Origin of the sequence: Pararhizobium sp. (genome assembly GCF_035497515.1) — a bacterium.
Classification (GTDB): Bacteria; Pseudomonadota; Alphaproteobacteria; order Rhizobiales; family Rhizobiaceae; genus Pararhizobium.
Genome location: NZ_DATJDJ010000231.1, coordinates 16,113 through 39,832 on the forward strand (window position 1 = coordinate 16,113; position 23,720 = coordinate 39,832).

Sequence of the window (23,720 nt, forward strand, 5' to 3'; positions counted from 1 at the left end):
GTGGGACGACTGAACGAGCTGCGACTGATTGCCCGAATAGCGCAAATGTACCATGTCGAGGGCAAGCGGCAGGCCGAGATCGCCGAGATCATGCATATGTCGCAGGCCACCGTTTCGCGCATGCTGAAGCGAGCCGAGCAGGAAGACATCGTGCGCACGACGGTCATTCCGCCGGCCGGCACCTTCGCGGATCTCGAAACCGCGCTGCGTGACAAATACAGCCTGACCGAGGCCATCGTCATCGACTGCTCGGAGGACCGCGACGGTGCCATCATGGCGCGGATCGGCGAAGCGGCCGCTCATTTTCTCGAAGTCACGCTGCAGCAGGACGAAATCGTCGGCGTCTCCAGCTGGAGCCAGACGATCCTGCGGATGGTCGACAATATCCATCCGCTGAAGAACGCCAAGGCGAAGTACATCGTGCAGATCCTCGGCGGCATGGGCGATGCCTCCGTGCAGACCCATGCGACGCAGTTGACGGCGCGTCTTGCCAAGCTCACCGGCGGCGAGCCCCGCCTGCTGCTGGTGCAGGGCATTACCTCCTCGCGCGAAGCCAAGCTTGTCATGCTCGCCGATCCCGTCGTGCGCGAAACGATGGATCTCTTCAGCCGTTTGAGCCTCGCCATCGTCGGCGTCGGCGCGGTCGAGCCATCGGAACTGCTTGCCCGTTCGGGCAACACCTTTTCCCGCCAGGAAATGACGATGCTGCATGACGCTGGCGCCGTCGGCGAAATTTCTTATCGCTTCTACGACAAGAATGGAAAACCGGTCGAAACCCCGCTCAACGACCGGGTCATCGGCCTATCGCTTGAGGAACTGCGCAAGACCGACCGCGTCATGGCGCTCGCCGGCGGCGAATCCAAGACCCAGGCCATCGCAGGCGCCCTGAAACTGGGCGTCATCGATGTGCTTGTCACCGACAAGTTCACAGCAGCCCGGCTGACGGCCTGATCCATCCCGGATTAGCCCCGCCTGCTGCGCTTTATGGAGAAAAGACCATGACACGTTTTGCAGGCCAGACGGTTTTCGTCACCGGGGGCAACAAGGGTATCGGGCGCGGCATCGCCAAGCGCTTTGCCGAAGAGGGCGCGAAGGTCGCGATTGCGGCGATCGAGACGGATACGACCGAGGCCGCCGCCGTGCTCGCCAAGGAAACCGGCGCCGAAATCCTCGGCTTTACGCTTGACGTCACCGACGCCAAGGCCGTGCGGGAGGCCTATGGCGAGGCCGAAGCGAAGCTCGGCGCAATTTCCGTTTCCGTGCAGAATGCCGGCGTCATTACCATCGCCAAGGTCGAGAACCTGACCGAGCGGGAATGGGACCTCAACCTCGACGTCAATACCAAGGGTGTCTTTCTCTGCTGCCAGGAGGCGATCCGCCGTTTTCGCGCCAGTGGCACGAAGGGCCGGCTGATCAACACGGCCTCCGGCCAGGCCCGCCAGGGCTTCATCTACACCCCGCATTATGCCGCCTCGAAATTCGGCGTGGTCGGCCTGACCCAGAGCCTCGCCAAGGAACTCGCCCGCGAAGGCATCACCGCCAACGCCATCTGCCCCGGCATCATCCATACCGAGATGTGGGACTATAACGACCGCGTCTGGGGCCGGATGCTCGGCGAATACGGTCCCGGCGAGCTGATGGCCGAATGGGTCGAAGGCATCCCGATGGGCCGTGCCGGCACCCCGGCCGAAGTCGGCGCCCTCGTCGCCTTCCTCGCCTCCGCCGACGCCGCCTATATCACCGGCCAGACCATCAATATCGATGGCGGCCTGATCATGTCGTAATCTTCGGCGACCGCACGACGTCGTGCCTTGGATGGCGCCAGATACAGGACCACGCCGCGATCCGGCGGCGCGGTGTGGCGGTTTTCTCGCCACATCGGCGCTGTTGTTGCCCTGCCCCGCGCTGATGTCCTTCAGCACGGCATCACCATCTTGATCCGCTCCGCAAATCATGCCCCTATTCAAGTGCATAGGGGGAGGACGGATCGTGGCGTCAGAACAGGGAACGGTTAATTTGCGCAGGAATTCCAACCGGGTTGGGCCGGGCTTTCCGCAGGTCGTCGTGCTTGTCGGCGCGACCGGCGATCTGTCCCGACGCAAGTTGCTGCCGGGGCTGTTTCACCTGATCAATGCAGGCTTCATTCCGGGATGCCGCATCGTCGGCGTTTCCCTCGACGACATCGATGTCGATGCTTTTCGCACCATCGCCCGGGAATCGCTGGACACGTTCCTGACCCGCAAGTTCACCAAGACCGAATGGGAGGCCTTCTCCGATTCGCTCGACTATGTCTCGCTTTCCGCTGGTGCCGGGGCACTGAAGGAAGCGGTCACCAAGGCCGAGGAAGCGCTCGGGCCTGAGACGCGGCGCGTGCATTATCTCTCCGTGCCGCCGAAGGCAGCACTTCCGGCCGTCCAGCTTCTCTCCGAGGCCGGGCTGGTCGAACGCTGCCGCATCATCATGGAAAAGCCTTTCGGCACCGACCTTGCGAGCGCCGTCGAACTGAACCGGAAACTGCACGAGGTTTTCGAGGAAAAGCAGATTTTCCGCATCGACCATTTCCTCGGAAAGGAGCCGGCGCAGAACATCCTCGCCTTCCGCTTCGCCAATGGTCTGTTCGAGCCGATCTGGAACCGCAATTTCATCGACCATGTGCAGATCGACGTTCCGGAAACGCTCGGCCTTTCCACCCGCGCCGCGTTTTACGAGACGACCGGCGCCTATCGCGACATGGTGGTCACCCATCTCTTCCAGATTCTCGCCTTCATGGCGATGGAGCCACCGACCGCGCTGGAGCCGGCGCCGATTTCGGAGGAGAAGAACAAGGTGTTCCGCTCGATGCTGCCGATCGAGCCACGCGACGTGGTGCGCGGCCAGTATGTCGGCTACCGCAAGGAGCCGGGCGTCGATCCCGAGAGCGATACCGATACGTTCATCGCGCTCAAATGCGCCATCGACAACTGGCGCTGGGCCGGCGTGCCGTTCTTCCTGAGGACGGGGAAGCGTCTGGCTGAGGGGCAGCGCATCATCTCGATCGCCTTCCGCGAGCCGCCGAAATCGATGTTCCCGGCAGGTTCGGGCGTCGGCGCGCAGGGGCCGGATCATCTCACCTTCGACCTTGCCGATGCCTCCAAGGTCTCCCTTTCCTTCTATGGCAAGCGCCCCGGTCCGGGTTTCCGGCTCGACAAGCTCTCCCTGCAGTTCGCAATGAGCGAAACCGGTCTGATCGGCGAAGTGCTGGAAGCTTACGAACGCCTGATCCTCGACGCCATGCGTGGCGACCATACGCTGTTTACATCCGCCGAAGGCATCGAGCGGCTCTGGGAAGTCTCCCAGTCCCTGCTCGAAAACCCGCCGCCGGTTCGGCTCTACGATCAGGGCAGCTGGGGGCCGAAGTCGATCCACCAGCTCATCGCCCCACACGCCTGGCGCCTGCCGTTCGAGCGGGCATGGCGGGATTCGTCGAAGGAATGATGGAGAAAGCGGGGCGGGTGGCCCCGCGCAACTTGATAGGGTGCCGTGATCAACGCCGTCGATCAGCGCGAAGTTTGAGTTGACCGTTTTCGATCATGAGGCGAGACTTGCCACCGACAGCAAGGCAGGAGGAAGAACGATGGATGAGCAAAGCCGCTGGCGCCATATGGCAAGCGCTCCGAAAGACGGCCGGCGGATACTGGTGACCATCTATCCTTCCGAACAGGGGGCATCGGAAGTCGATCTCGCCTATTGGTCGCATGGCGATCAATTCGGTGCGGAAGGCTGGCGCGCCGCGGACTCATCGCCCGGCTGCATCATCGAATATGCCGAGCCGGAATTGAAGTGCTGGATGGCGATGCCCTCGGCAAGTCCCAGTCGCACCTCGATGCCCCCGCCATGGAAAGGCGAAGAAGACCAGGAACTCGATGGCTCGGGTATTTGATACTCGGGAGGCCCGATCGAGAGACGAAGGCACCGCAGCCGGCCGGTCGTGGCACATGGTCGCGTCCAAGCATACTCACGTTGATCGGCATCACGCTCAGGCCGTCGCTAACGCGCTTTCCGGCTTATCGCCGCCGTCACGATCGGCACGGCCATCGCAGCGAGGGAGCCGAGCGGCAGCCGTCGCAACGCTATCGTCACCAAACATGAACTGGCGGCCAGGGCTGCAAATTTCGCCCAGGGATAGGCGCCGAGCTGGGATCGGGCGCTGCAATTGGCCCATCGAACGCTGGAGCGGCTCACCAAGCCCACCCGCGCGCGGATCAGGTCCAGCCGGACGCGCAAGAGATCGATATCCTTTTCGAGAATTTCATGGCGAAGCCGGGCCCGCTCTTCGGGCGTTGCGACGGTTTCCACGATCGGATCGGCATCGTCGGAGCCGTAGAGGAAAATGTCCTCCTGCGGGATATGGGCTTTCTTCAGCATAAACAGCTCCTATCGTGTCGGATGATGATCGCCCTTGTCGCCCTCTCCGGGCTTGGCCTTGGTCTTCGCCTTGGTCCGGCGGTCGGCGGACAGTGACTTACCGACATCCACGGACTGCTTGAAGCGACCGTCATCGTCTCGTCGAACATAGCGCTTGTCGGTTCCGGTATCGATGGTTTCGCGCTTGGCCATCATCCTGCTCCTCTTGACAGTGTCATTGCTAAAACGCGGGAGATTCCAAAAAGATGCGTACCGGCACGCATTTTCTTGGCGGGACTGGAACCATCCACACGGAATGAATGTTCTTGCGCTGAACGGGAGCGCATCATGTCCATCTTCGCTTTTCGGACCAGGAGGGTGATGTTGCTCCCGGCGCGCTCTATGAATTCCAGGATCTGGTGGCGGCAATCGACGAGGCAAAGCGCGTTCTGGCCGAAATGGCGCCCGATGGTCTCCCGAGAGAGCCGGGCGGCTCCATAGCCGTCGAGATCATCACCGATGCCATTGGGGGAAACCTGAACGATCCCGACCGCAACAAGCTGAAGGATGCCGGCAAGACCAGGGGAGACAGGTGATGGTTCCCAAGTCCTCGCGGCCCGCGTGATCGCCGCTTCGGCCCGAATCGCGGTTCGTTGCGGCACCGTTCCTGTCATGCCGAAAGCCGTCTCCGTTTTGCCTTCCGTACGCGTGCGCCCTGCCAGACCACCTGAAAAAACAACTTTGTCGCTTGGAACCGCAAAAATCCCTTGCAATGAAGGGCTCCTGACTCTAGTCAGGCGCTAACGGAGAGGTGGCCGAGTGGTCGAAGGCGCTCCCCTGCTAAGGGAGTATACCCGGAAGGGTATCGTGGGTTCGAATCCCATCTTCTCCGCCATTTTCCCGAATGATTCAATCCTGTCATTATCAATTGCCTCAGACCGGTGTCCTGGGATAATCCTTGCCATCAGCGATGAACGCCCTGACTTCAGTGGGCACAGCAAGAGATTCGAGAGCATCGATGAGCAGCGACAACAAGCCGGTCACGCAAGTGACGATCGAGAAACGCCGCAATGGCCGCTGGAGCTTCGTGATCAAGCGCGGCGCGGTGGTCTATCCAGCCCAAGGTCAGTTCACCAGCCAGTTGGAAGCGCATGCTGCCGGGCAGATGACCTTGAAGGCCTTGGAAAACAAGCGCTGACACGCCAGCCTTCGGAAAGAATGGCCGGGTCTGCCGCAGCAGCCTGGCCTTTCTCGTTTCACCGGTTTGCCCAGCCTCAGGATTTTCGCGCCAGCCGATCCATCGCGGCCTGCGTGGCGGCGCCGAATTCGCCGTCGAGTGGGCCGCTGTAATAGCCGCGGTCACGCAGCAGGGCCTGGATTTCCTTGCGGAAGGCCGGCGTGAAGTTGTTCGGTGAACTCTTCATTTCGTTGAGCTTCGAGGGATCGCCGCCCTCGACACTGGCAGCGGCCCAGCGCACGGCCTCCTTCGGATCGGCCTTGGTGCCGAGGCCGAAATCATAGAGGCGGCTCAGGTTGCCCATCGCATAGGCACTGCCGGCATTGGCCGCCATTTCGTACCAGTTGCGGGCCTGCGCGTAATCCTGCGAGACGCCATTGCCGACATCGTAGAACCAGCCGAGCAGCGCCATCGAATAGGCGTCACCGACATTGGCGGCCTTTTCATACCACTTCTTGGCTTCGGCATAGTCTTGCGTGGTGCCGAGACCGTTCTGATAGGCCCAGCCAAGCGAGGACATGGCATTGGCGTCGCCGCCTTCGGCTGCCTTCTGATACCAGGCGAGCGACTGGTTGAAATCCTTCGGAATACCGTTCCCTTCGCGGTAGAACCAGCCGAGCGTCGCCATGGCATTGGCATAACCCTGATTGGCGGAGGCCTGATACCATTTCAGCGCTTCGGCGTAATCCTGCTGAACGCCGCCATAACCTTCACGATACAGCCAGCCGAGTGAGGCCTGCGCATAGGAATTGCCGGCATTGGCGGCCTGTTCGAACATGCTCTTGCCCTTCTCGATATCGACGGGACCGTCGGTGCCGTAGATCGAGAACCAGGCGAGATTGGTCAGCGCATACATGTTGCCGCCGTCGGCAGCCTTCTGGTAATTGCTGCGCGCATCGACATAGTTGCGACCGGCATCCTGGGCGCGGCCCAGCATGTTGACCAGCATCATGTCATCCGGGTTTTCGTTGACCGCCTGGGCGCAGGCCGTCAGCGCCCGCTCCGAATCGATCTTCAGGAAACCGACGCCGAGGAAGCCGGGCATGGATTGCGGTTCACCGGCGAGCAGGTAACAATCGCGCGACGCCTGCGTGTCCTTGCCGGTCTGCGAGATGTTCAAGCCCTTCTTGGGCTCGAGCGCGGCGATCTGGGTTTCCGCCTCCGCCTTGTGCTTGCTGTCGGGATAGCGCTCCATGAAGCGCGTCAGGGCAGCCGCATCGGTCGATTGCTTCAATGCTTCCCAGGCGATTTCGTCCGGGGTGACGGTGGTCTGGGCCGCCTCGTCCAGCAGCTTCAGCTTCTTTTCTGCCAGCATCTTGTAGACCGGATCCGAGCCGTGCTTGGAAAGAAACACTTCGATCAGGTCCTTGTCGGCGAGATCGCGGATGTTCTGCCAGTCGGCAGCGGCAGCGGACTGGCCGTTCGGCGAGATTTCCTGCGTGTTGCCGTTGTTGGTGACGTTGATATTGACTTCCTTGATGTTCAGGAAGATCTGCGCGCCCCCGAGCGAACCGTAGACGAAAGGCTCCTGCTCGCGGTTTGTGGCGCTGACCACCTCGTCGCGAACCTTGCCGAGCGCGATGCGCACATCGACGCCGGGTTCGGCCAGGTATTTGGACAGAGCTGTCGCAAACGGGCTGTTCCTGCCCTCGCCGTCCATCGCCACCGTGCCGGCCTTCGAGGCGAAGGCGACCAGAAGATCGGCCGTTTCGGGCTCGACACGGGCCAGACCACGGCTAACGGCGCGGGTCGAGATCGACCGGCTCATCGACTGTTCGAAAGGGTTGTTGCGGCAGGCGTCGAGAATGACCAGCTTCAGACGGGTCGCGCCTTCCAGCGATCGCTGCACGCGATCGAGCGGAATGGCCTCATCCTCGACGTCCTTGTCGGTCTTCAGCGAAACATCGACCGGCAGCAGGAAATTCTCGCCGTTCATCTCCATGCCGTGGCCGGAATAATAGATGATCGCAACGTCGGCGCCGGTGGCCGTATCCTCGAAATCGCGCAGGGCCTTCACCATGGAACCGCGATCGACATCATGGACGGTGGTGACGGTGTCAAAACCGGCGTCCTCGAACGACTGCTTCATCAGTTCGACGTCATTGGCCGGATTGTTCAACTGCGATGTCGCCTCGTATTTTTGATTGCCGATCAGCAGGGCAACGCGCTTGGCAGCCTCAGCCACGCCGGCCTGGAAGGCGAAAATAGACAGCGATACGAAAAAAACCGGCACCCAACGCCGAAAATGACCTTTAAACATGACTTCCCTCCGCGTCCGCGCGGTCATACGGGACGTCGCCGCCCCCAACCGCCCAGACATGATCCCGTATAGATTCGGCACGAGGTTTCGTCATCGTGCTCATTGCATGGAAGTATTACGTATGACCCACCGTGTTTCAATGTCCGCTTTTCCGGTTTTTTAAGCAAGGACGACGACACTAAGGTGAATGGACATCAGTTCAGGGCAAGGCTGACGCAGCACAGTGCTTTCGCCGAGTTCCGGGCCTGTCGCGAACAGATCGATGCCGGCAAGTCGCCCTGTTTTTCCGGAGTTTTCAATGTCGATGGTGATGCATCTCGCGGAGGCGAAGTTTGGCCAACCGAGAACGACATACAAGCACTATTATATCGAGCGGCCCTGCCGCATTCTCGTCGTCGGGGAGCATCTCAAGCCGAAGACGAAATACCAATGTCTGCTGCGCCATATCTCGGTCGGCGGTGCGATGCTGGATTTCAACGCCAATCTTATTCTGCCGCGCCATTTCTTCCTGCAGGTCGAGGGTTTCCCGGACGAGATCGGATGTTCCCAGGTGCACCGGCGCCGCACCGAACTCGGCGTCCGCTTCAATGTGCCAACGCCGCCGGAATTCGTCAGCCGCCTCATCCGGGTGAATTTCACCAGCGGCATGATCTGACACGCAGGTAATTTCTGAAGCGTCCGGCAATCCGAGCGGTCCTCAATCCCGTATCAAGGGAGAACAAGGATATGCGCACATGAAATCCGTGCTTTTCGCCTATGCGGGAACCCTTCTGTCGTTTCTGGCAGCCGATGCGATCTGGCTGGGGTTGGTCGCACGCACCTTTTACCGGGACCAGTTGGGTGCCCTGATGCTGCCGTCGCCGAACTTCGCGGTCGCCGCCCTCTTCTATCTCTTTTTTGCCGTCGCGATCGTCGTACTGGCTGTCATGCCCGGGTTCAAAGCGGGCTCCTTCACTCTGGCCGTGGGGTATGGCGCGGTTCTCGGGCTGGCGGCCTACGGAACCTATGACATCACCAATCTCGCGACGCTGAAGAGCTGGCCACCGATAGTCTCGATGGTCGATATGGCATGGGGCACGTTCGTGACCGCGCTGTCGGCCGGCTGTGGCTTCGTTTTAGCCCGCTCCTTTGCCGGCGAAATTGCCTGATTTCGGCACGTGCCGACCACCGTTTGTCGGAATTTTAGCTCTTGTTAAATTTTTAAGGAATGCTTTCAAAGGATTGCAACATCCCTGAACAATTCTGTGTCGCATCGGTCATTGCCTTCGGAGGAGGGCCTGGCCGACGAGGCCCTCCAGCGCGGCAGACCGAATCCTGCTCCACCGCTGCTGCAATCGAGGAATGGGTGATGCAGAACTCGACGATGTACTCCACGGTTAACTCGAAATTGTACGAGCAGCGTTTCGAGCGTTTCTCGGTCGCGCAGGCCGGGACGCTGATGGCCGTCAGACCCGCGCTCGGTGGCGTATCGACCCGGACCTGCAAGATGGTCGAAATTTCCCGCGGCGGCGCCAGCTTCATCGTCAACACGACGATCGGCCTGCCGGAGCATTATTACCTGACGATCGTCGGCACCAAGAAGCGCATCGGATGCGCCGAGGTCTACCGCCGCGACAACCACATCCAGGTGCATTTCATCAAGCCGATCGACGAGGAATTTCTCCACCAGATCGTCCGCTATGAATTCTTCACCGGTGGCGAGTTGAAAAAGAAGCACTGACGCAAGTGTCTCGCCGGCTGCGTATTTCGCTGCCGGTTTCGGTTTCCTTGACGAGGAAACATCGCTACAGCGCCGTTCGTCATATGACGCAATCAGGTTCGCTGTCGCACTTTATACCTGCTGCATAATTTCATCCTTAAACCGATTCCGGTTTAAGGAATTATGCAGTAGTCTCCGCTGCGATTTCACCCACCGTCAGGCCGATCCAGCATGTCCGCATTTTCCAGGTTCACCCCCCTCGTCTCCTCCCTGCCATCCACCATCCCCTTCGTCGGGCCCGAAGCGATCGAGCGTCAGCGCGGCCGCGCCGTTTTGGCGCGAATCGGCGCCAACGAAAGCGGCTTCGGTCCTGCTCCGTCCGTCCTTCAGGCGATGACGGCTGCGGCGACCAGCGTCTGGAAATACAATGATCCCGAAAATTTCGAGTTGAAGGAAGCATTGTCCCGCCATCTCGGTATTTCCGCATCCAATATCGCCATCGGCGAAGGGATCGATGGCCTGCTCGGCCAGATCGTTCGGCTGGTGATTGAACCGGGCATGCCGGTGGTGACCTCGCTGGGCGGCTATCCGACCTTCAACTTCCATGTCGCGGGTCACGGCGGCCGGCTGGTGACGGTTCCCTATGTCGACGATCGCGAAGATCTCGATGGCCTGCTCGAAGCCGTGCGGCGCGAAAACGCACCGCTGGTCTATTTTGCCAATCCCGACAATCCGATGGGTAGCTGGCATGATGCAGACAGTGTTATCGCTTTCGCCAAGGCCTTGCCGGAAGACTGCCTGCTCATTCTCGACGAGGCCTATGGAGAGACGGCGCCTGATGGTACGATCCCGGCCATCGAGGCGCTGATCGACAGGCCCAACATCATCCGCACGCGGACATTCTCCAAGGCCTATGGCCTGGCCGGCGCGCGCGTCGGCTATGCGATCGGAACGCCGGGAACGGTGCAGGCCTTCGACAAGATCCGCAACCATTTCGGCATGAACAGGATCGGCACCGCCGCGGCCCTGGCAGCGCTTGCGGATCGGAATTACCTGAAGGACGTCGTGGTGAAAATCGCCGCATCACGCGACAGGATCGCCGGGATCGCACGCGACAATGGGCTGAAGCCCTTGCCGTCGGCCACGAATTTCGTCGCCATCGATTGTGGAGAAGACGCGGTTTTCGGGCGTTCGATCGTCGATCGCCTCATGGCCGATCACGGCATTTTCGTCCGCATGCCGGGCGTTGCTCCGCTCAACCGCTGCATCCGGATCAGCACCGGGCCGGAGGCGGACATGGCTCTTCTGGAAGAGGCTTTGCCGAAAGTCCTGAAAGCAACCGGTCGACGATAAGGGGCCTGCCTCTTCTTCGGAGGTCTTCGCCCCTACCGCCTTCCGGCGATGCGATCATGTTTCAATGCACTGTCATCCATTCGCGAGCGGCGCGCAGGGCAAGCGCAAGGTCCGTCTTGCTCATCGACATCGTCAAGTCCGCGCGCAGCGCTGCTGCCCGATCCGAACCCTTGATCGCCGCAATATTCAACCATTTGTGCGCGGCGACGAGATCGACGTCGCAACCATGTCCGGTTGCATACATCAAACCCATTTCGCAGAAGACGTCCGCGCGGTTTTCGCCACCCATCGTGGCATTCGAAGCATTCTGAATGTCAAAGCGTGCCATTTTCTCTGTCCCTGTTTTAGGTTTCTACTGTATGCAGTCCCTGTTTTCGCTGCCTTTTTCGGGCTCCTTTGAAGGGCGGCCATCTTGTGCGGCTTTCACCCGTCAGAGGTTGTCGGCGGGGTGTTTCCCCTGCTCGTCTTATGGATTTGAGTATGCCGCAGTGGTTTCAATACACGCTTAAAATGCATGATTAATTTGAGACGAACAAAGTTCAAACGATTGGTAAACTTGGCTTTTTGTTAAACATCGGACTGCCTTGAAACGCTGGCTTTTGCTTCAATCTTTACAGAAAATTCAATTCCCGATTTCAACCAATCGCTAACCACGCAAAACGGTGCGCGACGATCAATCTCTGGGAAAACCGGCATCGCCCCTGCTCCGCACCCGCATTTTTTCGGCGGCGAATCGCAAAAACTCCTGTTTACGTTTACGTCCGCGTAAGTTACTTTTGAGGCGTTGAGCAGGGAGGAGATCAGCTCTGGAAACATGTCGACTGGACCATGCGGCACAGCATGCGGTTCCGGCGAGCTTTACGGGAGGACCATCATGATCCGTACATTCATTCTCGCAGCCGTCATGACCATGGCCACGGCGGGCGCCGGCTTCACCGCCGACCCCATCGTCGGCGACTGGAAGACAGCGAGCGGCGAAACCGCGGCCATCAGTTCCTGCGGTGGCGCCTATTGCATCACGCTGAAGACCGGCAAGCATGCCGGCAAGCGCATCGGCAACATGAGCGGCGGCGGCAACAGCTATTCCGGGGAGATCACCGATCCGGCCAACGACAAGACCTATAACGGCAATGCGTCGATCAGCGGCAGCTCGCTGAAGATGCAGGGCTGCGTCCTGAAGGTCCTCTGCAAGTCGCAGACCTGGACACGCATGTAAGCGATGAACGATCCCGGCGGGTCCAACCCGCCGGAGCCTCTCTGCCTGTTCGTGTGCCCTCTGGCCGAGCAGGATATTTTGCGCATCATTGTCATCCGGCAGGCCGCTGCGTCTTCCCCTCCTCATCTGCTGGAACAACCACAGATCGGAGCGAGCATCGCTGTCTGCGGCGGGAAACCCTGTCGAACACGAAAAGACATGCAGACAGACTTCGTGCGTCCGAAACCGCGAAGATGAACGGGAGATGAACCGAGGTCTCAGGAAGAGTTCAGTTTGCCTGTGCGAAAAGGTCATCATCGAGTTGAACCCCGATCGACACACAAGACCAAACGGACAAAACCATGGACATTCTCGCCCGCCGCCTCACCATCATCAGCATGCTCATGGTCGTCTTCGCAATGCTGCTGGCAGCCGCCGTCAGCGCCGACACACAGCGCCGTCGCCACCACAGCTTCGCCGGCTCGCTGGCCGACTGCACTGTCCACACCGCGCAATTCTGCGAACAAGCCAAGCTCTAAGGAACAGACGATGTCCGCCCTCTTCCAGTCCGCGACCACTGCAATGCGCATGCTCGCACTGGCGAGCCTGCTGATGGCTCCGATGGGAGCAGTTGCCTATAGCAAGGCCACCGGCCACGGCATCGGCAAGCAGGGCGCGGGCCTCGTCCTCTTCGTTACGCTGCAGCGCCAGTCGATGAGTTGAGCGATAACGCGCAGCAGCCTCAGCAGCCCTTGCACTGACGATCCCTCTGCCTTCCTATGTCCACATCAGGAAGGAACGCCATGCCCATCTCCGCATTTGCCATCTACGCTCTCGCGGCGCTTGCCGAAATCGCCGGCTGCTTCTCCTTCTGGGCTTGGCTGAAGCTCGACAAGCCGATCCTCTGGCTGCTGCCCGGCATGGCCAGCCTCGCCCTCTTCGCCTGGTTGCTGACACTCGTCGATTCCGCCGCCGCCGGCCGCGCTTATGCGGCCTATGGCGGGGTCTATATCGCCGCCTCGCTCGCCTGGCTCTGGCTGGTCGAGGATGTGCGGCCCGACCGCTGGGACCTGACGGGCGTGGCGCTCGCTCTTGCCGGAACAGTCGTCATCCTTGCCGGACCGCGCTGATGAATTGCGCTGCGTAGGCTCGGCGTGACATTCCAATCTTGTCGTTTGCTTGTCAAAAACCCCACCCTATAATGCCGCATGAGCAAACGAATCTCTTCCCTTTCCGCCCTTTCCATTGCCACGCCGGACGCCTTTGAACCGCGGACATTCGACGATCCCGTCGCCGCCGTCGATGCGCTGTCGGCGCTGTATGAGCGCAACACCAGGTTTCTGGTCGATGCATTTACGGAGCTTGGACGCACCGGAATGCCGGTCTCGCGCTTCCGCGCCTGCTATCCGCAGGTCAGCATCGAGACCAGCAGTTACAGCCATGTCGATTCGCGCCTGTCCTACGGTTACGTCAGCGGCCCCGGCGTCTACACGACCACGGTCACCCGGCCAAAGCTGTTCCGGCACTATCTGAAGGAACAACTTGGCCTTTTGATCCGCAGCCATGGCGTCGGCGTCACCGTGTCGGAATCGACAACGCCGATACCGCTGCATTTCGCCTTCGGCGAAGGCGCCTATGTCGAGGCATCGATGGCCGAGAACATCGACATCCCGCTGCGCGACCTGTTCGACACGCCGGACCTGACGACGACGGACGACGAAATCGCCAACGGTTCCTACGAGCCCGGGCCCGGCGAGCCCTCGCCGCTTGCTCCGTTCACGGCCCAGCGCATCGACTATTCACTCGCCCGGCTCAGCCATTACACGGCGACCAGCGCCTCGCATTTCCAGAATTTCGTCCTGTTCACCAATTACCAGTTCTACATCGACGAATTCTGCACCTGGGCGCGCCAGCAGATGGCCGATGGCGGCAATGGCTATACGTCCTTCGTCGAGCCCGGCAACATCATCACCCAGGCCGGTTCCGACAAGCCGGATTCAGACCTGACACTCGCACGCCTGCCGCAGATGCCCGCCTATCACCTGAAGAAAAAGGGCCATGGCGGCATCACCGTCGTCAATATCGGCGTCGGTCCCTCCAATGCCAAGACGATCACCGACCATATCGCCGTGCTGCGTCCGCATGCCTGGCTGATGCTCGGTCACTGCGCCGGCCTGCGCAACAGCCAGACGCTGGGCGACTACGTGCTGGCTCACGCCTATGTACGCGAGGATCACGTGCTCGACGACGACCTGCCGGTCTGGGTGCCGATTCCGGCGCTGGCGGAAGTCCAGGTGGCGATGCAGGACGCGGTTGCGGAGGTGACCGGCTATGAAGGCTACGATCTCAAGCGGATCATGCGCACCGGCACCGTCGCCACCATCGACAACCGCAACTGGGAACTGCGCGACCAGCGCGGACCGGTGAAGCGCCTGTCGCAATCGCGGGCCATCGCGCTCGACATGGAATCGGCGACCATCGCGGCCAACGGCTTCCGCTTCCGCGTGCCCTACGGAACGCTGCTCTGCGTCTCCGACAAGCCGCTGCATGGCGAACTGAAGCTGCCCGGCATGGCGACGGCATTCTACAAGACGCAGGTCAGCCAGCATTTGCAGATCGGTATTCTTGCCCTGCAGAAGCTCGCTGCCATGCCGCCGGAAAAGCTGCATTCGCGCAAGCTGCGCAGCTTCTTCGAGACGGCGTTCCAGTAGGGTTCAGCGGCGCGGCGACAGCACGACCGACAACAGCGTGCCGGCAACCGCCGACACGAGGATCAGCAGATGCGCATTGACACTGGCGCTTGCCAGCAGATCAAGGGCCGCGCCCTGTGCCGGCGCGCCGAACGAAATGGCGCCGGCGGTAATCCCTGCCGGATAGGTTCCGACGCCGGCGGGTGCATGCAACGGCAGGACCGATGACAATTCGCCGCCGAGCGCACCGCCGAAACAGGCGCTGAGCGGCAGCACGCCCATCGTGGCAAGCACCCAGGCGAGCACGGCGACCTTCGTCGCCCAGTTGAGCACCGTCATCAGCCAGGCCCGCACGAAGGCGGCGGGTGAAGCCGGCAGCCCCGCCTCTACCTCGGAGAGGAACCGGCCGAGCTTTTCCGGCAGCCGCCGCTGCAAGAGCGCCAGCACCCTGCCTTTCAAGAGGAACAGCGCCAGCGGCGCGACCAGAAACAGCGCCCACAACAACCAGCCGAGCGCCTGCTCTTCCCGGGCGATGACGAGACCGAAGCCGGCGGCGGCAAACAGGGCGTGCAGGTCGAGCAAGCGCATCAACAGCAGCGCCGAGGTGCTGCGTGTGAGCGGAACCGAGAATTCCGAGCGCATCAGGATGGGAAAGCTGGTTTCCCCGGCCCGGAACGGCAGCATGATGTTGAGCAGGTTGTGAACCTGCGTCACCCGCAGCAGCGTCAGAAAACGGCCACGGGTCTCAACCGGGAAATAGTCGTAGATCCGGTAGCAGCGGATGAAATAGGTGCCGACCAGCAGTGTGAGCGCGGAAAGCACCGGGAAAAGGCCGATATCGGCCCACTCTTGCAACAGAACCGGCCATCCCCATATCCACTGGATGAAGGCGGCATAGGCAATGACGGCCATCATGGAGATGACGGTCATCCGGTTGCGGACGAGCCACCTATCCCGGCTGGCATCCCCTGCTGCATTCATCTATTTGCTACTTTCCTGTCCGGTGCTATGGGACGGCTGGTTATCACGATAAGCCGCGCGAGAGAACCTGCAGCATTTCAAAGGTTTTGATTTTGGATCCCATCCTGGAAGCAAACGGGGCAGAGACCGCCACCGACGAGGCGATCGAACTGTCCGTGGTCGTGCCGATTTATAACGAAGAAGAAAGCGTCGGGCCGCTGGTCGCGCGCATTCGCGAGGCCATGTCGAATTTCGACCGATCATGGGAGTTGATCCTCGTCGATGACGGCAGCACCGACGCGACGCTGCTCAATGCCCGCAAAGCGCTTTCGGACACCGGTCTGCGCCTGAAGATCGTCGAACTGCAGCGCAATTTCGGCCAGACGGCCGCCATGCAGGCAGGCATCGATACAGCAGTCGGCCGGCTGATCGCCACGCTCGACGGCGACCTGCAGAACGACCCGCGCGATATCCCCGCCATGGTGACGGCGATCGAGGAACGCGAGCTCGATCTTCTGGTCGGCTGGCGCAGGAACCGGCAGGACGGACTGCTGCTGCGCAAGATCCCGTCCTGGTGCGCCAACTACCTGATCGGCAAGATCACCGGCGTGAAGCTGCATGATTATGGCTGCAGCCTGAAGGTTTACCGGGCCTCGATCATCAAGCAGGTCAAGCTGATGGGCGAGATGCACCGCTTCATTCCGGCCTGGGTTGCCGGCGTCGTGCCATCGAGCCGGATCGGCGAAATGCCGGTCACCCATCACGCCCGCCAGCATGGCACGTCGAAATACGGAATTTCACGAACCTTCCGCGTCATCCTCGACCTTCTCTCGGTGCTGTTCTTCATGCGCTACAAGGCGCGGCCGGGCCACTTCTTCGGCTCGATCGGCCTGGCGGCCGGCGGCTTGAGCGGGCTCATCCTGCTCTATCTGTTCATCGACAAGTTCGTCTTCGGCAACAATATCGGCGCAAGGCCGATGCTGATCGTCGGTGTCATGCTGTTCCTGTCGTCGGTCCAGTTGATCACCACCGGCATCCTCGCCGAAATGATGGCGCGGCTCTATTCCGGCGAGAACGACACGCCGCCCTATATCGTCCGCAAGATTTTCGGCACCGACAGCACCGGCGCCTGACGTCACGCGGCCGGGGCAGGCTCGGCGCCGACCAGAAGCTTCAGTTCGCCGGGATGGATGCGCAGGGCGACATCGCGACCGATCGGCAAAAGCTCGCCATCGATGACGCAGTTGATCTTGTGGCGCGCGCGCGGGAAATGCAGGTCGACCGAGGTTACGCTCATCTCGGTGATGAGCGGGCTTTCCCGGAATCTTCCGCGCAGGATATCGAAGGTCAGCTTGGCGACGCCCGACGGCTTGAGCGGTGGCGCCGTATAGAAGCCCAGATGCCCGCCGGTCACGTCATCGGCATACATCAGCGCGTTGGGGCCAAAATGATTGTTCGACACCGAGATGGCCGAGACCTCGCGTGTTTCGCGAACGCCATCCACCTGGAATTCGATCTCGAACTCCGGCGGATTGAACATCACGCCCACGGCGGCGCGCGTACTGGCACGGATCTTTCCCAGCCGCGAGGCGAATGTGTAGGACTCCCGGTAGCGCACCAAGCGGGCATGCAGCCCCATGGAGAACTGGTGCACGAAGGCACGGCCGTCGGCGCTGCCGATATCGCCATCCACCATCCTGCCGTCGGCCAGCACATCGAGCACCGTCCAGATGTCGAGCGGCAGCTTCAGCGCGCGGGCGAACAGATTCATCGTTCCGGCCGGCACCACCCCGAGCGGAATGCCGTTTTGCCACGCGACCCCGGCGGCGGACGAAATCGTGCCGTCACCGCCGCCGGCGATCATCGCATCCAGATCGTCGCGCCGCGCGGTCCTTTGGAGCGCACCGCTCATCTCGCTGCCATCGACGACGGCGATCTCGATGTCATGTCCCGCAGCGCGAAAGATTTCCTTCGCCTTGGCGCCATACGCTTCCATATCCGTCGTGCGGAACGTGCCGCCATCGCGATTGAAAATGGCCTTGATCTTCATGAATTGTCCTTGGACTGTGCCGTGCGGAAGTTTATCATATAGGGTGACGGTCACGGATTTGCAGGTGAGCGCGCACCCGTCCGTGAATCCCGGCAGGCAGTTGTCAGGGCCTCGCCATGCGGCTATGTCGTCCACTCCAGACCACCATCCCTTCAGGACCGGGCGAAAACAGGCATGAATTTTCTGGCCAGGCATCTTCAGACGCGTCCCGCCACGTTCATCTTTCTGGTTGCCGCCTATTTTGCGCTAAATGTAGTCGTCCGCCTGTCGCTGCCCGATTCGCTTGAAATGGACGAAGCCGGCCAGATCCTGATGAGCCAGTGGTACGCTCTCGGCTACGATACCCAGCCGCCCTTCTTCAATTGGGTTCAGCATCTGACGATCGATGCGATCGGCCAGTCACTTCTGGCGCTGAGCCTCGTCAAGAACCTGTTCCTTTTCCTGAGCTACGTCTTCTACTATCTCGCCGCCCGCGAGGTCCTGAAAGGCCGGGGACTGGCGGCAGCGGCGGCACTCGGACTGCTGACCATCCCGGAAATCGGCTGGCTGGCGCAGCGCGACCTGACACACTCCAATGCCTCGCTTTTCGCGGCCTGCCTTTTTCTCTACGGGCTGTTTCGCACCCTTGGTCGACCAAGCCTTTCCAGCTATGCCGTGACCGGCATCGCCATCGGTATCGGGCTCCTGTCGAAATACAATTTCTCGATCCTCTGCCTCTGCACCTTCGTCGCGGTCCTGGCCGTTCCCGCCTATCGCCGGCGCATCCTCGATTGGCGTATCGTGCTGACCGCGGGGATCGCGGGATCGATCGTTCTTCCGCATGCGTTCTGGCTGTTGCAGAACTTTGAAATCGCATCCCATGACACCGTCAACAAGCTGGAAACCGGCGGGCATGATGGTGTGCTCCTGCAGATCGGCCGTGGCCTCTCGGAACTGCCACTGACTGTCCTGAGCTTCTGCGCCCTGGCGATTCTCGTCTATGCGACGATCGCGCGTGATCGCTTCTGGCTGAGCCTGCATGCGCAGAACGACCGGATCCGGCTGGTGGAAATCATGTTCGGCGTGCTGCTGGTCTTCCTGCTGTTTCTGATCTTTTTCGTCGGAACGGCGGAGCTGAAGACCCGCTGGGTATCTCCGGTCCTCTTCATGACGCCCCTCTATCTCTGCCTGAAGCTCGACGCACACGGGATCGATGAAACGGTTTTCCTCAAACGATTCTTGCCGGTCATTCTGTTGCTGATGGTCCTCATCCCGGCATCGCTCATCTTGCGGATCGTCGCGGCCGGGCCGATGAACACCCATCCGAAATTGACCGTGCCTTACCAGGCCTTCGCGTCCGAGCTCGTCGCCAAGCCCGGCGTCCAGCCCGCCCTGGTGATCGCGCAGGACGCCTTCCTCGCGGGGAACCTGCGCATGCAACTGCCGCACACCCCGGTCGATACGGAAACCTACAGGCTCTACAGCCCGCCCTTTGACTGGTCGGAGGACAAACCCATCCTGCTGGTCTGGCGCGCGGGAGACAAGAATGCGCCGCAGGTTCCGGTAAACGTCGAAAACCGCCTCAAGCAGCGGATCGGTACCGTGCCGCCGCTGCAGCCGCAGACGATCGCGCTGCCCTATATCTACGGCAGCGACGGCGATCTCTTCCGTTTCGGCTATGCCTGGGTTCGCAAACCCTGAACGCCCGCCTCGATCATGCGGCCTCCTGCGGCATGATGTTGTCGTCTCCCCAACGCTTCATCGCCATGATCACCGGGTCGAGGCTGCGCCCGCGCGGCGTCAGGCCATAATCGACCCTTGGCGGAACGACGGCAAAGACGGTGCGCTCGCACCAGCCCATCGGCCTCCAGCTCGCGCAACTGTTTGGTCAGCATGAGTTGCGTGACGTTCTGCAGGCGGCGGCGCAATTCATTGAAGCGCATCGTTCCGTCCAGAAGGGGATAGAGGATCACGCCCTTCCATTTTCCGTCGATCAGGTGGAGCACGCCCTCGACCGGGCAACCGGGGGAGCAATCGAGCTTTTCGTGACGAACGCGCGCCATCTCACGGTATCCCTTTTGGTACTATATACACTTTATGTGCATTCTTGCAGTCTTTGAACATGATGCGCATCTAGCTTTCATTCAAACCCGAAGGAGCCAACATGCGCGCTGTCGCCTACAAGATCCCTCAAGCCATTTCCGCCGAAACCTCGCTGATCGACGTGGACCTGCCCGTCCCCACGCCTGAAGGCCGGGATCTGCTCGTCGAGATCAAGGCCGTTTCCGTCAATCCGGTTGATACCAAGGTTCGAGCCGGTTCCAAGCCGGAGCCCGATCCGTTGCGCGTCCTCGGCTTCGATGCCGCCGGCATCGTCAAGGCGGTCGGCCCGGGCGTAAAATTGTTCCAGCCGGGCGATACGGTCTTCTATGCCGGCGCCATCAACAGGCCGGGCTCGAACGCCGAATTCCATCTGGTGGATGAGCGTCTTGTCGGCAAGAAGCCGGAAACGCTTGATTTTCCAGCCGCGGCCGCCCTGCCGCTGACGGCGATCACCGCCTGGGAAATGCTGTTTCATCGGCTGAAGGTCAACGAGCCCTTGCCCAGTGCCGCCAATGCCATCCTGATCATCGGCGGCGCCGGCGGTGTCGGCTCGATCGCGATCCAGCTGGCGCGGGCGCTGACCAACCTCACGGTGATCGCGACCGCGTCACGCCCCGAAACGCAGAAATGGGCCTATGATCTCGGTGCGCACCACGTGCTCGATCATTCGAAGCCGCTCGCCCGACAGATCGATCAGCTCGCGCTCGGAGCACCAGCGTTCGTCTTTTCAACGACCAATACGACTGATCATATCGGCGACATCGTCAACCTGATCGCGCCGCAGGGCCGGTTCGGACTGATCGACGATCCCGATACGCTCGATGTCGTCCCTTTCAAGCGCAAGTCGGTCTCCATTCATTGGGAACTGATGTTCACCCGCTCGCTGTACCAGACGCGGGACATGGAGGAGCAGCACAACCTTCTGGACGAGGTCTCGCGCCTGGTCGATGCCGGCAAGATTCGCTCGACGCTGACGGAGAGCCTCGGAACCATCAATGCGGCAAACCTGAAGACGGCTCATGCCCTGATCGAGAGCGGCCGGACGAAGGGCAAGCTTGTGCTGGCCGGATTCTGACCAGTTCTCGCTTGTCGAATGAGGCCTTCGACGCAGTTCCCACGGGAACGCGTTCCTGCCGTGCGCCTGCGTAAACAGGGACAGCGCGGCACATCGAACCCTCCCAAGCCGGTGACGCCGCGCTACCCCGGAACCACGCTCCGTAACGAAAGCGGAGCGCAGTTCCGGGGCGGACCCTTCATCTGTCACCGGAGAACAAAATGCCGTCCTTCCTTGCCACCCTCGTCAATTCTCGCGCGTTCGGTTATCTCGCCCGGACCATCCTCACCTACATGTTCTGGGCCAGCGGCCTGGCCAAACTCATCGACTTCAATGCCGGCGTCGCTGAAATGGCGTTCTTCGGGCTGGAGCCCGCCCCGCTGTTCAACATTGCCGTGGCCGTCACGCAGCTTGGCGGTTCGGCATTGATCATAGCCAATCGCTGGACCTGGCTCGGCGCCGGTGCGCTCGGCATCTTCACCGCGCTCACCATCCCGATCGCCCATACGTTCTGGACGATGCAGGAGCCGATGAAGACGCTGGAGTTCTACGTCGTCATGGAACACATCACGGTCATCGGCGCGCTGATGGTGGTTACCTGGAAATCCGCACCGTCACGCGATTTTGCGGCTTCGCCTCATGCGACTCTCGCGGCTCGAGGAAATGTGTAGCTGATACGAGCGGAGGCCTGCCGGACACAGCCCGGCAGGCCTCCGCCGCCCTTCTCTGGGCAAGCCATGGGCGGGGGAATTCTGTTCGGCGAGCCGATCGGCGCGTTCGAGATTCGCGCGGTCGTCATCACCGGCCTCGGCGTCGCGTTGTCCACCGGCCTGTTTGCGGCCAGGCGTTGATCGTCGACATAGCCGGATCAAAATGACGGCCTGGTCGAACCGGGCCGTTTGTCGATGTGTCAGGCCTGCAGCACGACGACACGGCCGCCGACGCTGACGCGTTCGTAGAGATCGACCACATCATGGTTGAGCATGCGCACGCAACCGCTCGACATCGCCTGCCCGATCGACCAGGGCTGCGTCGTGCCATGAATGCGGAACATCGTGTCATTGCCGTTCTGGTAAAGATAGATCGCGCGGGCGCCGAGCGGATTGTTCGGCCCGCCCGGTACACCGCCGGCATATTTAAGGTTCTTGCCGGGATCGCGGCGGATCATGTTGTCGGTCGGCGTCCATGTCGGCCATTCGGCCTTGCGGCCGATCGTGGCGGAACCTGCCAGCGCATAACCGTTGCGGCCGACGCCGATGCCATAACGCATCGCAGCACCATCGCCGAGGACATAGTAGAGCCTGCGGGCCGGCGTATCGACGACGATGGTACCGGCATCATATTTCGTCGCGTAGGCGACCTGCTGGCGGCGCAGCTCCGGCTTGATCTTGTCGAGCGGCATGGCCGGCATCGGAAACTTTTCGTCCGGCAGCGAAGCGTAGTTGGCCGCATGGTTCGGCCCGTTGGTGGCGCAACCGGCAAGAAGGGCAGACAAGCCGATGAGCAGGCCACGGCGGGAGATCGACATCGTGAGTTTCCTTAAGATCCGGTTGATGCAACCGAAAATAGGGAAAACATGGTTAATGGCTGGTTAAGCGCGTTGAAATTGCGCGCAACAGAAAAGGGCGGCGGACCTTCGCCCGCCGCCCTTTTCTGTAGAGGATGTCCCTCACATATTCGGATAGACCGGCCCCTCGCCGCCCTGCGGCGGCACCCAGTTGATGTTCTGGTTGGGGTCCTTGATATCGCAGGTCTTGCAGTGGACGCAGTTCTGGGCGTTGATGACGAAGACATCCTGCCCGTCCTTTTCCACCCATTCGTAGACGCCGGCCGGACAGTAGCGGGTCGACGGGCCGGCGAAGATGTCGTGTTCCGAGCGCTTCTGCAGGTCCATGTCCTTGACCTTCAGATGCACCGGCTCGTTTTCCTCGTGATTGGTGTTCGACAGGAACACGGAGGAGAGGCGGTCGAAGGTCAGGACGCCATCCGGCTTCGGATAGTCGATCTTCTTATGCTTGGCTGCCGGTTCCAGTGACTGGGCATCGGTCTTGCCGTGCTTCAGCGTGCCGAAGAAGGAGAAGCCGAACAGGGTGTTCGTCCACATGTCGAGACCACCGAGCGCGACGCCGGCCGCCGTGCCGAACTTCGACCAGAGCGGCTTGACGTTGCGCACCCGTTTCAAATCCTGGCCGATGGCGCTGTCGCGCCAGCCATTCTCGATCTCGACGACCTCGTCATTGGCGCGGCCGGCCGCGATCGCATCGGCCAGCTTTTCGGCGGCGAGAATGCCCGACAGGACGGCATTGTGGCTGCCCTTGATGCGCGGCACGTTGACGAAGCCGGCGGCGCAGCCGATCAGCGCCCCGCCCGGGAAGGTCAGCTTCGGCACCGACTGCCAGCCGCCCTCGGTGATCGCGCGCGAGCCGTAGGAGAGGCGCTTTGCGCCCTCGAAGACGTCGCGGATCATCGGATGGGTCTTGAAGCGCTGGAACTCGTCGAAGGGCGAGAGCGTCGGGTTCGTATAGTTGAGATGGACGACGAAGCCGACCGAAACCAGATTGTCGTCGAAATGGTAGAGGAAGGAGCCGCCGCCGGTGCTGTTGTCGAGCGGCCAGCCGAAGGAGTGCTGGACCCGGCCCTTGTGGAACTTCTCCGGCTTGACCTGCCAGAGCTCCTTCAGCCCGATGCCGAACTTCTGCGGATCGCGGCCGGCGGCGAGATCGAACTTCGCGATGAGCTGCTTGGCGAGCGAGCCGC

Annotated in this window: 27 protein-coding genes, 1 tRNA gene and 1 pseudogene; 19 read left to right on the forward strand and 10 right to left on the reverse strand. The window is 61.2% G+C overall.

Annotated elements, in window-relative coordinates:
* From VL202_RS24205 to VL202_RS24220, 4 genes are all read left to right on the forward strand, one after another.
* Positions 1 to 951 carry a sugar-binding transcriptional regulator gene (locus tag VL202_RS24205; protein WP_325466607.1) on the forward strand — a complete coding sequence of 317 codons (951 nt, stop codon included), beginning with the start codon at positions 1 to 3 and terminating at the stop codon, positions 949 to 951.
* 47 nt (positions 952 to 998) lie between these two features.
* Positions 999 to 1,784, forward strand: coding sequence for an SDR family oxidoreductase (locus VL202_RS24210; protein WP_325466608.1), 786 nt, complete (start codon positions 999 to 1,001; stop codon positions 1,782 to 1,784).
* A gap of 205 nt (positions 1,785 to 1,989) precedes the next feature.
* Positions 1,990 to 3,474: a glucose-6-phosphate dehydrogenase gene (gene zwf / locus VL202_RS24215; RefSeq protein ID WP_325466609.1), complete on the forward strand. Its 1,485-nt coding sequence runs from the start codon at positions 1,990 to 1,992 to the stop codon at positions 3,472 to 3,474.
* 139 nt (positions 3,475 to 3,613) lie between these two features.
* Positions 3,614 to 3,919, forward strand: coding sequence for a hypothetical protein (locus tag VL202_RS24220; RefSeq protein WP_325466610.1), 306 nt, complete (start codon positions 3,614 to 3,616; stop codon positions 3,917 to 3,919).
* 107 nt (positions 3,920 to 4,026) lie between these two features.
* Here the strand turns inward: VL202_RS24220 and VL202_RS24225 are convergent, their stop codons facing one another.
* From VL202_RS24225 to VL202_RS26050, 3 genes are read right to left on the reverse strand one after another with little or no spacing between them, the layout of a single operon-like run.
* A complete protein-coding gene (locus VL202_RS24225) occupies positions 4,027 to 4,404 on the reverse strand; it encodes a hypothetical protein (RefSeq protein WP_325466611.1) in 378 nt (125 codons plus the stop codon).
* A gap of 9 nt (positions 4,405 to 4,413) precedes the next feature.
* Positions 4,414 to 4,596 (reverse strand): hypothetical protein, encoded by a 183-nt coding sequence (locus tag VL202_RS24230; protein ID WP_325466612.1) that lies wholly within the window; start codon positions 4,594 to 4,596, stop codon positions 4,414 to 4,416.
* Positions 4,596 to 5,156 (reverse strand): hypothetical protein, encoded by a 561-nt coding sequence (locus VL202_RS26050; RefSeq protein WP_325466613.1) that lies wholly within the window; start codon positions 5,154 to 5,156, stop codon positions 4,596 to 4,598. Before VL202_RS26050 ends, VL202_RS24230 begins: the two co-directional genes overlap by 1 nt.
* 32 nt (positions 5,157 to 5,188) lie before the next feature.
* On the opposite strand from VL202_RS26050, the gene VL202_RS24240 reads away from it, so the two are divergent.
* Positions 5,189 to 5,278, forward strand: a tRNA-Ser gene (locus tag VL202_RS24240).
* 123 nt (positions 5,279 to 5,401) lie between these two features.
* Positions 5,402 to 5,581, forward strand: coding sequence for a hypothetical protein (locus VL202_RS24245; protein ID WP_325466614.1), 180 nt, complete (start codon positions 5,402 to 5,404; stop codon positions 5,579 to 5,581).
* A gap of 76 nt (positions 5,582 to 5,657) precedes the next feature.
* On the opposite strand, the gene VL202_RS24250 is transcribed toward VL202_RS24245, so the two are convergent.
* Positions 5,658 to 7,880: a caspase family protein gene (locus tag VL202_RS24250; protein WP_325466615.1), complete on the reverse strand. Its 2,223-nt coding sequence runs from the start codon at positions 7,878 to 7,880 to the stop codon at positions 5,658 to 5,660.
* A 298-nt stretch (positions 7,881 to 8,178) separates the two neighbouring features.
* On the opposite strand from VL202_RS24250, the gene VL202_RS24255 reads away from it, so the two are divergent.
* The 4 genes from VL202_RS24255 (at position 8,179) to VL202_RS24270 (ending at position 10,932) form a co-directional block, all read left to right on the forward strand.
* Positions 8,179 to 8,535, forward strand: a complete 357-nt coding sequence (locus VL202_RS24255) for a hypothetical protein (protein WP_325466616.1) — start codon at positions 8,179 to 8,181, stop codon at positions 8,533 to 8,535.
* A 79-nt stretch (positions 8,536 to 8,614) separates the two neighbouring features.
* Complete coding sequence (locus tag VL202_RS24260; protein WP_325466617.1) at positions 8,615 to 9,028, forward strand: DUF2177 family protein; 414 nt, start codon at positions 8,615 to 8,617, stop codon at positions 9,026 to 9,028.
* A gap of 200 nt (positions 9,029 to 9,228) precedes the next feature.
* The gene (locus tag VL202_RS24265) at positions 9,229 to 9,600 is read left to right on the forward strand and encodes a PilZ domain-containing protein (RefSeq protein ID WP_325466618.1); all 372 of its coding nucleotides are present in this window, start codon (positions 9,229 to 9,231) and stop codon (positions 9,598 to 9,600) included.
* 210 nt (positions 9,601 to 9,810) lie between these two features.
* Positions 9,811 to 10,932 (forward strand): pyridoxal phosphate-dependent aminotransferase, encoded by a 1,122-nt coding sequence (locus VL202_RS24270; RefSeq protein ID WP_325466619.1) that lies wholly within the window; start codon positions 9,811 to 9,813, stop codon positions 10,930 to 10,932.
* A 61-nt stretch (positions 10,933 to 10,993) separates the two neighbouring features.
* Here VL202_RS24270 and VL202_RS24275 read toward each other — a convergent pair whose 3' ends face one another.
* On the reverse strand, positions 10,994 to 11,260 hold the full coding sequence (locus VL202_RS24275) for a sel1 repeat family protein (RefSeq protein ID WP_325466620.1): 267 nt from the start codon (positions 11,258 to 11,260) through the stop codon (positions 10,994 to 10,996).
* 546 nt (positions 11,261 to 11,806) lie between these two features.
* On the opposite strand from VL202_RS24275, the gene VL202_RS24280 reads away from it, so the two are divergent.
* The 5 genes from VL202_RS24280 (at position 11,807) to VL202_RS24300 (ending at position 14,838) form a co-directional block, all read left to right on the forward strand.
* A complete protein-coding gene (locus VL202_RS24280) occupies positions 11,807 to 12,148 on the forward strand; it encodes a DUF2147 domain-containing protein (RefSeq protein WP_325466621.1) in 342 nt (113 codons plus the stop codon).
* Between the two features lie 341 nt (positions 12,149 to 12,489).
* Positions 12,490 to 12,666, forward strand: coding sequence for a hypothetical protein (locus VL202_RS24285; protein WP_325466622.1), 177 nt, complete (start codon positions 12,490 to 12,492; stop codon positions 12,664 to 12,666).
* Between the two features lie 10 nt (positions 12,667 to 12,676).
* Positions 12,677 to 12,850, forward strand: a complete 174-nt coding sequence (locus VL202_RS24290; protein WP_325466623.1) for a hypothetical protein — start codon at positions 12,677 to 12,679, stop codon at positions 12,848 to 12,850.
* An 86-nt stretch (positions 12,851 to 12,936) separates the two neighbouring features.
* Positions 12,937 to 13,257 carry a YnfA family protein gene (locus tag VL202_RS24295; protein ID WP_325466634.1) on the forward strand — a complete coding sequence of 107 codons (321 nt, stop codon included), beginning with the start codon at positions 12,937 to 12,939 and terminating at the stop codon, positions 13,255 to 13,257.
* A 78-nt stretch (positions 13,258 to 13,335) separates the two neighbouring features.
* Complete coding sequence (locus tag VL202_RS24300; protein WP_325466624.1) at positions 13,336 to 14,838, forward strand: AMP nucleosidase; 1,503 nt, start codon at positions 13,336 to 13,338, stop codon at positions 14,836 to 14,838.
* A 3-nt stretch (positions 14,839 to 14,841) separates the two neighbouring features.
* Here the strand turns inward: VL202_RS24300 and VL202_RS24305 are convergent, their stop codons facing one another.
* A complete protein-coding gene (locus VL202_RS24305; RefSeq protein ID WP_325466625.1) occupies positions 14,842 to 15,798 on the reverse strand; it encodes a lysylphosphatidylglycerol synthase domain-containing protein in 957 nt (318 codons plus the stop codon).
* Between the two features lie 92 nt (positions 15,799 to 15,890).
* On the opposite strand from VL202_RS24305, the gene VL202_RS24310 reads away from it, so the two are divergent.
* Complete coding sequence (locus tag VL202_RS24310) at positions 15,891 to 16,910, forward strand: glycosyltransferase family 2 protein (protein ID WP_325466626.1); 1,020 nt, start codon at positions 15,891 to 15,893, stop codon at positions 16,908 to 16,910.
* Positions 16,911 to 16,912: 2 nt separating this feature from the next.
* Here the strand turns inward: VL202_RS24310 and VL202_RS24315 are convergent, their stop codons facing one another.
* Positions 16,913 to 17,827: a diacylglycerol kinase family protein gene (locus VL202_RS24315; protein WP_325466627.1), complete on the reverse strand. Its 915-nt coding sequence runs from the start codon at positions 17,825 to 17,827 to the stop codon at positions 16,913 to 16,915.
* A gap of 174 nt (positions 17,828 to 18,001) precedes the next feature.
* Here VL202_RS24315 and VL202_RS24320 point away from each other — a divergent pair, with 174 nt between their 5' ends.
* The gene (locus VL202_RS24320; RefSeq protein ID WP_325466628.1) at positions 18,002 to 19,507 is read left to right on the forward strand and encodes a glycosyltransferase family 39 protein; all 1,506 of its coding nucleotides are present in this window, start codon (positions 18,002 to 18,004) and stop codon (positions 19,505 to 19,507) included.
* Positions 19,508 to 19,520: 13 nt separating this feature from the next.
* On the opposite strand, the pseudogene VL202_RS24325 reads toward VL202_RS24320, so the two are convergent.
* Positions 19,521 to 19,869, reverse strand: a pseudogene (locus VL202_RS24325) (winged helix-turn-helix transcriptional regulator).
* Positions 19,870 to 19,970: 101 nt separating this feature from the next.
* Here VL202_RS24325 and VL202_RS24330 point away from each other — a divergent pair.
* The gene (locus VL202_RS24330; RefSeq protein WP_325466629.1) at positions 19,971 to 20,984 is read left to right on the forward strand and encodes a zinc-binding alcohol dehydrogenase family protein; all 1,014 of its coding nucleotides are present in this window, start codon (positions 19,971 to 19,973) and stop codon (positions 20,982 to 20,984) included.
* A gap of 200 nt (positions 20,985 to 21,184) precedes the next feature.
* Positions 21,185 to 21,634, forward strand: coding sequence for a DoxX family protein (locus tag VL202_RS24335; RefSeq protein ID WP_325466630.1), 450 nt, complete (start codon positions 21,185 to 21,187; stop codon positions 21,632 to 21,634).
* Between the two features lie 239 nt (positions 21,635 to 21,873).
* On the opposite strand, the gene VL202_RS24345 is transcribed toward VL202_RS24335, so the two are convergent.
* A complete protein-coding gene (locus tag VL202_RS24345; protein ID WP_325466631.1) occupies positions 21,874 to 22,491 on the reverse strand; it encodes a L,D-transpeptidase in 618 nt (205 codons plus the stop codon).
* Between the two features lie 141 nt (positions 22,492 to 22,632).
* Positions 22,633 to 23,720 (reverse strand): electron transfer flavoprotein-ubiquinone oxidoreductase (locus VL202_RS24350; protein ID WP_325466632.1); only part of this gene is annotated, 1,088 nt, incomplete at its 5' end.